At 46.2% G+C, this 8,783-nt stretch carries 11 protein-coding genes and 1 pseudogene; all 12 read left to right on the top strand.

Going from position 1 to position 8,783, the window contains the following annotated elements; all coding sequences use genetic code 11:
• Positions 1-38: 38 nt before the first annotated feature.
• Positions 39-254: a translation initiation factor IF-1 gene (infA, locus tag AC4E7D_RS07885; RefSeq protein WP_490173265.1), complete on the top strand. Its 216-nt coding sequence runs from the start codon at positions 39-41 to the stop codon at positions 252-254.
• A gap of 10 nt (positions 255-264) precedes the next feature.
• Positions 265-381 carry a type B 50S ribosomal protein L36 gene (gene ykgO, locus AC4E7D_RS07890; RefSeq protein WP_010519235.1) on the top strand — a complete coding sequence of 39 codons (117 nt, stop codon included), beginning with the start codon at positions 265-267 and terminating at the stop codon, positions 379-381.
• Positions 382-383: 2 nt separating this feature from the next.
• A complete protein-coding gene (gene rpsM, locus AC4E7D_RS07895; RefSeq protein WP_490173266.1) occupies positions 384-758 on the top strand; it encodes a 30S ribosomal protein S13 in 375 nt (124 codons plus the stop codon).
• A gap of 77 nt (positions 759-835) precedes the next feature.
• Positions 836-1,228 carry a 30S ribosomal protein S11 gene (gene rpsK / locus AC4E7D_RS07900; protein ID WP_266015154.1) on the top strand — a complete coding sequence of 131 codons (393 nt, stop codon included), beginning with the start codon at positions 836-838 and terminating at the stop codon, positions 1,226-1,228.
• Positions 1,229-1,326: 98 nt separating this feature from the next.
• Entirely contained in the window at positions 1,327-1,932 is a 606-nt protein-coding gene (rpsD, locus tag AC4E7D_RS07905; protein WP_490173267.1) for a 30S ribosomal protein S4, read from the top strand.
• A gap of 18 nt (positions 1,933-1,950) precedes the next feature.
• Positions 1,951-2,943, top strand: coding sequence for a DNA-directed RNA polymerase subunit alpha (locus tag AC4E7D_RS07910; protein ID WP_490173268.1), 993 nt, complete (start codon positions 1,951-1,953; stop codon positions 2,941-2,943).
• Between the two features lie 40 nt (positions 2,944-2,983).
• Positions 2,984-3,484, top strand: a complete 501-nt coding sequence (gene rplQ, locus AC4E7D_RS07915) for a 50S ribosomal protein L17 (RefSeq protein WP_490173269.1) — start codon at positions 2,984-2,986, stop codon at positions 3,482-3,484.
• Positions 3,485-3,578: 94 nt separating this feature from the next.
• Positions 3,579-4,706 (top strand): glutamine-hydrolyzing carbamoyl-phosphate synthase small subunit, encoded by a 1,128-nt coding sequence (carA, locus tag AC4E7D_RS07920; RefSeq protein WP_490173270.1) that lies wholly within the window; start codon positions 3,579-3,581, stop codon positions 4,704-4,706.
• 145 nt (positions 4,707-4,851) lie between these two features.
• Positions 4,852-6,144, top strand: a complete 1,293-nt coding sequence (eno, locus tag AC4E7D_RS07925) for a phosphopyruvate hydratase (RefSeq protein WP_490173271.1) — start codon at positions 4,852-4,854, stop codon at positions 6,142-6,144.
• A gap of 81 nt (positions 6,145-6,225) precedes the next feature.
• The gene (locus AC4E7D_RS07930; RefSeq protein WP_490173272.1) at positions 6,226-7,764 is read left to right on the top strand and encodes a glycogen synthase; all 1,539 of its coding nucleotides are present in this window, start codon (positions 6,226-6,228) and stop codon (positions 7,762-7,764) included.
• Between the two features lie 136 nt (positions 7,765-7,900).
• Positions 7,901-8,674 (top strand): annotated as a pseudogene (locus AC4E7D_RS07935) (citrate/2-methylcitrate synthase); the annotation flags it as partial.
• A gap of 37 nt (positions 8,675-8,711) precedes the next feature.
• On the top strand, positions 8,712-8,783 hold a 72-nt coding region (locus tag AC4E7D_RS07940; protein ID WP_490173273.1), incomplete at its 3' end, for a hypothetical protein.

Raw genomic sequence — 8,783 nt, forward strand, 5'->3', positions numbered from 1 at the left:
ATTGATGAAAACCGGTAAAAACAGAAAAGTAGCATAGTATGGCTAAACAGGCACCCATAGAACAGGACGGTACCATAATCGAAGCCCTCTCCAATGCGATGTTTCGTGTGGAATTGGAGAACGGCCATGTGGTTACTGCCCACATTTCCGGTAAAATGAGAATGCATTATATCAAATTACTGCCGGGAGATAAGGTAAAGCTCGAGATGAGCCCTTACGATCTCACTAAGGCGAGAATAACATACAGATACTAAGCAATACAAGATGAAAGTTAGAGCATCGATAAAGAAAAGAAGTGCCGATTGCAAGATTGTACGCAGGAAAGGCAGGTTATATGTCATTAATAAAAAGAATCCTAGATTCAAACAAAGACAAGGGTAGTTATGGCAAGAATTGCAGGGGTTGATATCCCCAAACAGAAAAGAGGCGTAATCGCACTTACCTATATCTACGGAGTTGGTAAAAGCAGGGCCAAGGAAATTCTTGGTAAAGCCGAAGTAAGTGAAGACACAAAAGTATCTTCATGGACGGATGATGAAATTGGACGTATCCGTGAGGCGGTATCCTTTTACAAGATTGAAGGAGAATTGCGATCTGAAACCCAGCTCAATATCAAGCGACTGATGGACATCGGTTGTTACAGGGGTATCCGTCACCGTACGGGATTACCGTTGAGGGGGCAGAAGACCAAGAACAACTCAAGGACAAGAAAAGGAAAGAGAAAAACCGTAGCCAATAAAAAGAAAGCTACTAAGTAATCGTAGTTAGTTGGCCTGGATGTAGCTGCAAATACACATACATCCTGATACTGACACAAGTGCAATAGAGAATAAATATGGCAAAGACAACGACAAAAACGGCAAAGAAGCGCAAAGTGATTGTGGAGTCTGTTGGGGAAGCGCACGTAACGGCGTCCTTCAATAACATCATTATCTCCTTGACCAACAAGAAGGGGGATGTGATCTCCTGGTCTTCCGCTGGAAAGATGGGCTTCCGTGGTTCTAAAAAGAACACACCCTATGCTGCACAGGTAGCTGCTGAAGAATGCGCCAAGGTAGCACACGAAGCCGGCCTTAGAAAGGTAAAGGTATATGTGAAGGGACCGGGGAACGGACGTGAGTCTGCTATCCGAACCATCCACAATGCCGGCATCGAAGTGACAGAGATCATAGATGTTACCCCGCTGCCGCACAACGGTTGCCGTCCTCCCAAGAGAAGACGCGTTTAAGTACTGAAATAACAACAATAGATTTTTCACCCGGGGGTGAACAACGATTATCGAAGGATAAGCCTTAATTCATAATCTCACCTCCCAATTATTAGAAAATGGCAAGATACACAGGACCAAAAAGTAAAATCGCTCGAAAATTTGGAGAAGCGATCTTCGGAGACGATAAGGCCTTCGAAAAAAAGAACTACCCTCCCGGACAACACGGGAACAACAGGAGACGCGGAAAGAAATCGGAGTACGCGATCCAGTTGATGGAAAAGCAAAAAGCCAAATACACTTACGGTATTCTGGAAAGACAATTCCGCAACCTCTTCGCCAAGGCGAACCGCAGTAAAGGCGTTACCGGTGAGGTATTGCTGCAATTGTGCGAGTCGCGACTGGACAATGTGGTATACCGTATGGGCTTGTCAAGCTCCCGAAGGGGTGCCAGGCAGTTGGTTTCCCACCGACACATTACCGTTAATGGCGAAGTTGTAAATATTCCATCATATGCACTCAAAGCTGGAGATGTGATTGGGGTGCGCGAGAAGTCGAAGTCACTTCAGGCTATCCAGGATTCCCTTGCTGCCAACAGCAGCGTGTACGAGTGGATCACCTGGAACTCGGAAAAAAAGGAAGGAACTTTTGTTTCGGTTCCGGAACGCATCCAGATCCCGGAAAACATCAAGGAACAACTAATCGTCGAGTTATACTCTAAATAAAATCATACAATTCCGAACATGGCATTATTAAATTTTCAAAAGCCCGATAAAGTAATCATGATCGATTCTTCCGATTTCGAAGGGAAATTCGAATTCCGCCCTTTGGAACCCGGATATGGATTGACTGTCGGGAACGCTCTAAGAAGGGTGCTGCTTTCTTCACTGGAAGGTTTCGCGATCACTTCCGTGAGAATAGACAAGGTAGAACACGAATTTTCGGTTATTGAAGGAGTTGTAGAAGATGTCACCGAAATGATCCTCAACCTGAAACAGGTTCGATTCAAAAGGCAGATCGAAGATGTAAATGAGGAAACCGTATCGATCTCTGTCAGCGGCAAGGAACAGCTGACTGCCGGGGATTTCCAAAAATTCATTTCGGGATTCCAGGTATTGAACCCTGACCTCGTGATTTGCAATATGGATGCCGGAGTGAGTATCAATATGGAGATCATTATTGAGAAAGGCCGCGGATATGTGCCTGCTGAAGAGAATAAAAAAGCGAACGCCCCAATAGGCACAATTGCTGTAGACTCCATATTCACTCCGGTGAAGAACGTGAAATACAGCATTGAGAACTTCAGGGTTGAGCAGAAGACGGACTATGAAAAACTGATTTTCGAGATTGTCACTGACGGATCAATCCATCCAAAGGATGCGCTGACCGAAGCTGCCAAAATACTCATACACCACTTTATGCTGTTTTCAGATGAGCGTATCACCCTTGAGGCAGATGAGATTGCACAGACGGATACCTACGATGAGGAATCGCTCCATATGAGGCAGCTGCTCAAAACCAAGTTGGTAGATATGGACCTCTCTGTTAGGGCACTGAATTGCCTGAAAGCTGCAGAGGTAGATACCCTTGGCGATCTGGTTTCTTTCAACAAGAACGATCTGATGAAGTTCAGGAACTTCGGTAAGAAATCCCTGACCGAGCTGGAAGAACTGGTGATCAACAAAGGGCTGAACTTCGGAATGGATTTGTCCAAATACAAATTAGATAAGGATTAAGGGGAGGGCAGCAACCCGTTTACCCGTATAGATAAGAACGATGAGACACGGAAAGAAAATTAATCACTTAGGAAGGAAAGCGGCCCACAGAAAGGCCATGCTTGCCAATATGGCCTGTTCCCTGATTGAACATAAAAGGATCAATACCACAGTGGCCAAGGCCAAGGCTCTAAAACAATTCATTGAACCGCTTATCACAAAATCAAAGGCTGAAAATAACCAGTCTGCTGAGAAAGGTACGCATAACCGTCGCGTGGTATTTAAGAACCTGCGCAACAAATATGCGGTTTCTGAACTTTTCGGAACCGTTTCTGAAAAGGTAGGGGACCGGCCCGGAGGGTATACCCGGATTATCAAACTCGGAAACCGACTTGGAGATAATGCGGAAATGGCCATGATAGAGCTGGTGGATTTCAATGAGCTCTACGAGGCTGGTAAACCACAGAAGAAGAAATCAACGCGTAGGAGCCGAAGAGGGAAAAAGGCCGCCGCCGCCCCTGCACCGGTAACAGAGACCGTAGCGGATGATTCAGAAGAATAGTATGTTCATAACATCATTAATATTTTGGAAAGGATAAGCCTAAAAGCTTATCCTTTTTTTATGTTTATTTGTTAAACCATAATTCATAGGCAGAATGAAGTATCAAAGCAAAAATAAAGCCCTGCTCCTATTGGCAGACGGTACAATTTTCTACGGAAAGGCTGTAGGTAACAAAGAAGGAACAGCATTTGGAGAAGTGTGTTTCAATACTGGGATGACCGGGTATCAGGAAATATTCACCGACCCCTCCTATTTTGGACAGCTAATGGTCACCACAAATGCCCATATCGGGAACTACGGAACCAATTCCGGCGAAGTAGAATCGGATTCGGTCAAGATCGCTGGCCTTATTTGTAAGAACTTTAGCTACGAGTATAGCCGCCCCAGCGCGGATAAGAGCCTCCAGGAGTTTTTGGAAGACAGTAATCTTTTTGCTATTTCAGACGTGGACACACGGGCCCTTGTTAGTTATATCCGTGAACACGGGGCCATGAATGCGGTTATCTCAACCGATGTAGACAATGTTGAAAAACTAAAAAAGGAGCTGGACAAGGTGCCCAGCATGGAAGGGCTGGAATTGGCCTCCCGGGTTTCTACCCAGGAACCATACACCTACGGAGATCCCAAAGCACCCTACAAGATTGCTGCCCTTGATATTGGTATAAAAAAGAACATTTTGCGCAACCTCGCACAACGCGGGGGCTATATCAAGGTCTTTCCCTATAATTCTTCCTTTGAAGATCTGAAGGCTTTTGATCCTGATGGTTACTTTATTTCAAACGGTCCCGGAGATCCGGAACCCCTGCACGAAGCTGTGGAAACCGCTAAAAACATCATGGAGACCAACAAACCTCTTTTTGGTATATGTCTGGGCCACCAGGTTATTGCACTGGCGAAAGGTATTTCCACTTACAAGATGTACAACGGGCACAGGGGCATCAACCACCCGGTGATCAACCTGGAAACCGGAAAAGGAGAAATAACCTCACAAAACCACGGCTTTGCCATCAACAGGGAAGAGACCGAGGCCCATCCGGAGCTCATCATTACCCACGTACACCTCAATGACAAGACCGTTGCCGGGATGCGGGTGAAGGACAAAAACGTCTTCAGTGTGCAATACCATCCCGAGGCCAGTCCGGGACCCCATGATGCCTCTTACCTTTTTGATCAGTATTTTGAAATGATCGGGGCCAACGTGGATGATAAGATCACGGTTTAAGGAATTGTTATCTCACTGCCGAAAGTCAGGGAATCTTATAGGATTCCCTTTGTCCTTTTGTATCTTTGAATCAAAGAATTTTACTTGGATAATCTTTGCATCCAGATCCTTAAATAATTGAGTAAACAACCTAAAAAGCAATAACATGAGCATTATACTTGACGTACATGCGAGACAGATATTAGATTCCCGTGGCAATCCTACCGTAGAGGTTGATGTGGTTACAGATAACGGTGTAGTAGGCAGGGCAGCAGTGCCTTCCGGGGCTTCCACAGGAGAACACGAAGCAGTAGAATTGCGGGATGGCGGATCCACCTACATGGGAAAAGGGGTGAGCCAGGCGGTGAAAAATGTCAATACCGTCATCGCAGAACATATCAGGGGTAAATTGGTTTTTGAACAAAACCTGATCGATCAAACCATGCTGGAATTGGATGGCACGCCCAATAAATCCAAATTAGGGGCCAATGCCATACTCGGGGTGTCCCTGGCTGTGGCCAAAGCAGCAGCTAATGAATTGGGACTATCCCTGTTCCGTTATGTAGGGGGCGTAAGTGCCAATACCCTGCCTGTGCCCATGATGAATATTATCAACGGAGGTTCGCACTCCGATGCTCCTATCGCTTTCCAGGAGTTTATGATCATGCCGGTAAAGGCCAAGAATTTTACCCACGCCATGCAAATGGGTACTGAGATCTTCCACAACCTAAAAAAAGTACTGCACGGAAGGGGACTCAGCACGGCAGTAGGGGATGAAGGTGGATTTGCACCTGCCCTGGATGGAACAGAAGATGCCATCGAGACCATTGCGAAGGCCGTTAAGCAGGCGGGATATTCCTTTGGGGACGAAGTAAAAATTGCCCTGGACTGTGCTTCAGCGGAATTTTACGTGGACGGAAAATACGACTATACCAAATTTGAAGGGGAAAAGGGTGCGGTGCGCACATCAGAAGAACAAGCCCGTTACCTGGCTGACCTCTGTGAAAAATATCCCATTATTTCCGTAGAGGATGGGATGGATGAGAATGACTGGGAAGGCTGGAAGATCCTTACTGAACTGGTTGGGGATAAGGTACAACTCGTTGGGGACGACCTGTTTGTGACCAACGTGACCCGCCTGGAAAGGGGTATCGAGAACGGCATAGCTAATTCTATCCTGATTAAGGTCAACCAGATCGGTACGCTCACAGAGACCATCGCTGCAGTGAATATGGCAAAGAATGCCGGATACACTACGGTAATGTCTCACCGCTCAGGAGAAACAGAAGACAACACCATTGCAGATCTGGCGGTGGCCCTGAATACTGGTCAAATTAAGACGGGGTCTGCATCGCGTAGCGACAGGATGGCCAAATACAATCAGTTGTTAAGGATTGAAGAAGAATTGGGAAGTACTGCCTATTACCCTCAGGAGAAAGCTTTTAAGGTACAGCAGTAAGACCGTAATTTTTAAATCATCCCTCAGGGGACCTACCCCTGAGGCTTCGTTTCATTTCAGACCTAAATTGCCCCTGGATCCATGAAGCACTTTTTGTTTGTTGCAGCTGAGAATGATGCTCTCGCCAATTGTAAAGCTGGAGGTATGGGTGATGTGGTTCGTGATGTACCACGTCATATCTCGGATAAGGGCGACAAGGTACATATAGTGGTGCCTTCTTATTCCCGTTTACACAAGGAGGCTTCTTTCCGTACGCACCTCAATTTTGAGCTGAGAGGGATGACGTATACGGCAGAACTTTTTGAAGCGGTACCCAAAAAGGAATATAAGAATACCTTCCACTATGTTATCCACCATCCCGAGATAGAGGCTGGGACCATCGCCCACATCTATCACGATGACCCTACAGAACCCTTTTTTACTGATTTTGTCAAGTTCACTATTTTCTGTACTGCTGTTGCTGAGGCGATAAAGAAAGGGGTCTTTGGAGAACTGGATATCGTACACCTCCACGATTGGCACACCAGCATGTTGCTCTTTTTAAAGGAGTTTCACCCGGGGTATGAGATGCTGAACTCCATGCGTTTTGTCTACACCATCCACAACCTGTCCATACAGGGGATACGCCCATTTAAGAATAATTATGCGGCACTGGAGACCTGGTTTCCGGAAGTGAAATACAGCGAGGAACGATTAGCCGATCTCCGTTATCTGGATTGTATAAACCTGATGGCTGTAGGGATCAGATTGGCGGATGCCGTACACACAGTTTCCCCTTCCTACCGTGACGATATCATGAAACCGAGTGACCCGCCAGACTTCATAGGCGGCGAAGGACTCGAACAGGACCTGGTGCAGGCCAATGAAGAAAAGCGACTTTTCGGAATTCTCAATGGCTGTAACTACAAGAATATCCGCACCGCAAAGCGTAAATTGATCCATCGCAACATCATCAAAGCCATTTTTATCTGGCTCCAGCAGGAATCCAAGAAATACAAGGCCGACTTCCTTGCCCATACCGGGGAGAAGATGATGGAATATCTGGATAATCCCCCGGCCTTCATTTGTTCCAGTATAGCCCGCTTGACTGAGCAGAAGTTCTATTTTCTGAAACGGTCTCCGGACAAGTTCAGGGAAATCCTGGATAAGCTCGAAGAAGTAAATGGGGTATTTATGTTGCTGGGAACCGGTGCCCCTGAATACGAGGAATTGTTTCGTGATCTGAGTCACGAACGCCGGAATTTCATTTTCATTAATGGGCAATCCGAAGATGTGATCGATTCCCTTTACCTGGAATCCAACCTGTATTTTATGCCAAGTCTTTTTGAACCCTGTGGGATTAGTCAAATGCTGGCTATGCGGAACGGTAACCCTTGTCTTGTACATCATACCGGGGGATTAAAAGACACTGTGGAAGATGGTGTTACCGGATTTACTTTCGGAGGGAAAAGCTATGAGGATAAGGTTCAGGATATGGTGGACGTCTTTGAAAGAGCCCTGTCAACTTACTTTAATAAACCGGCCCAATGGAAACAGTTGCAGCAAAATGCAAAAAGGATGCGTTTTACCTGGAAGAAGTCGGTTGACGAGTATTACACCGCCCTGTACCAGCTATCCTGAGGCAACACATTTCTCAACACTCTTAAGTGAGGGCTAAAGGGGTTAAATTATCCTTAAAGCCACCTTTTTCAAATTGTTAAGGTGTTTCGTTTTTCATACCTTTACAGCCATCAAAAATTCAAGCAAAATTCAGGAGATGTCAGACACAGCCACCTTAGAATTCCAAGGAAAGAAATACGAATTGCCCGTTGTTAAAGGAACCGAAGATGAACTCGCGATCGATATTAAAACACTCAGGACGTCGACCGGTTTGATTACCCTGGATCCAGGCTTCAAGAATACGGGTTCTTGTTCCAGTTCCATAACCTTCCTGGATGGTGAAAAGGGAATTTTACGATACAGGGGCTATCCTATTGAAGAACTCGCCGTTAAGGCAAATTTCCTGGAAGTCGCATACTTATTGATCTACGGGGAACTCCCTAACAAAGAACAGCTTGCGCGCTTCGATAGCGACATCAAACAGGAATCCCATGTGGACGAAGAAATGAAGAAGATCCTGGACGGTTTTCCGAAATCTGCGCATCCTATGGGGGTGTTGTCTTCATTGACCAGTGCCTTGATCGCATTCAATCCTTCTTCGGTAAATGTTTCTTCAGAGGAGGCGATGTACAATGCTATTGTTCGTATCCTGGCCAAATTCCCTGTACTGGTTGCCTGGACGATGAGAAAGCGCCAGGGGTTGCCGCTGGACTACGGGGATGATAGCCTCGGGTATGTGGAAAACCTCCACAAAATGATGTTTAAAAGGCCCAATAAGGAGTATAAACTGAATAAAATAGTAATAGATGCCCTTGACCAACTACTCATCCTGCACGCCGATCACGAACAAAACTGTTCTACATCGACCGTAAGGATTACCGGTTCTTCGCATGCGGGGCTCTTTGTATCGCTTTCAGCCGGAATTTCTGCGCGAGGGCACGTCCATCAAGGACTACGACAACCCGCCGATGACGGTGGTCGGCGCCAACTCGCAGCGCTCCATCGATCAGCTTCGCGAGCTTTTCGGGGATTTGCCGGGC

The organism is Lentiprolixibacter sp. (assembly GCF_982873095.1).

Excerpts from the sequence above, each read along its gene's own strand:
- infA (WP_490173265.1), top strand. The coding sequence starts at position 39 with ATGGCTAAACAGGCACCCATAGAACAGGACGGTACCATAATCGAAGCC.
- ykgO (WP_010519235.1), top strand. The coding sequence starts at position 265 with ATGAAAGTTAGAGCATCGATAAAGAAAAGAAGTGCCGATTGCAAGATT.
- rpsM (WP_490173266.1), top strand. The coding sequence starts at position 384 with ATGGCAAGAATTGCAGGGGTTGATATCCCCAAACAGAAAAGAGGCGTA.
- rpsK (WP_266015154.1), top strand. The coding sequence starts at position 836 with ATGGCAAAGACAACGACAAAAACGGCAAAGAAGCGCAAAGTGATTGTG.
- rpsD (WP_490173267.1), top strand. The coding sequence starts at position 1,327 with ATGGCAAGATACACAGGACCAAAAAGTAAAATCGCTCGAAAATTTGGA.
- AC4E7D_RS07910 (WP_490173268.1), top strand. The coding sequence starts at position 1,951 with ATGGCATTATTAAATTTTCAAAAGCCCGATAAAGTAATCATGATCGAT.
- rplQ (WP_490173269.1), top strand. The coding sequence starts at position 2,984 with ATGAGACACGGAAAGAAAATTAATCACTTAGGAAGGAAAGCGGCCCAC.
- carA (WP_490173270.1), top strand. The coding sequence starts at position 3,579 with ATGAAGTATCAAAGCAAAAATAAAGCCCTGCTCCTATTGGCAGACGGT.
- eno (WP_490173271.1), top strand. The coding sequence starts at position 4,852 with ATGAGCATTATACTTGACGTACATGCGAGACAGATATTAGATTCCCGT.
- AC4E7D_RS07930 (WP_490173272.1), top strand. The coding sequence starts at position 6,226 with ATGAAGCACTTTTTGTTTGTTGCAGCTGAGAATGATGCTCTCGCCAAT.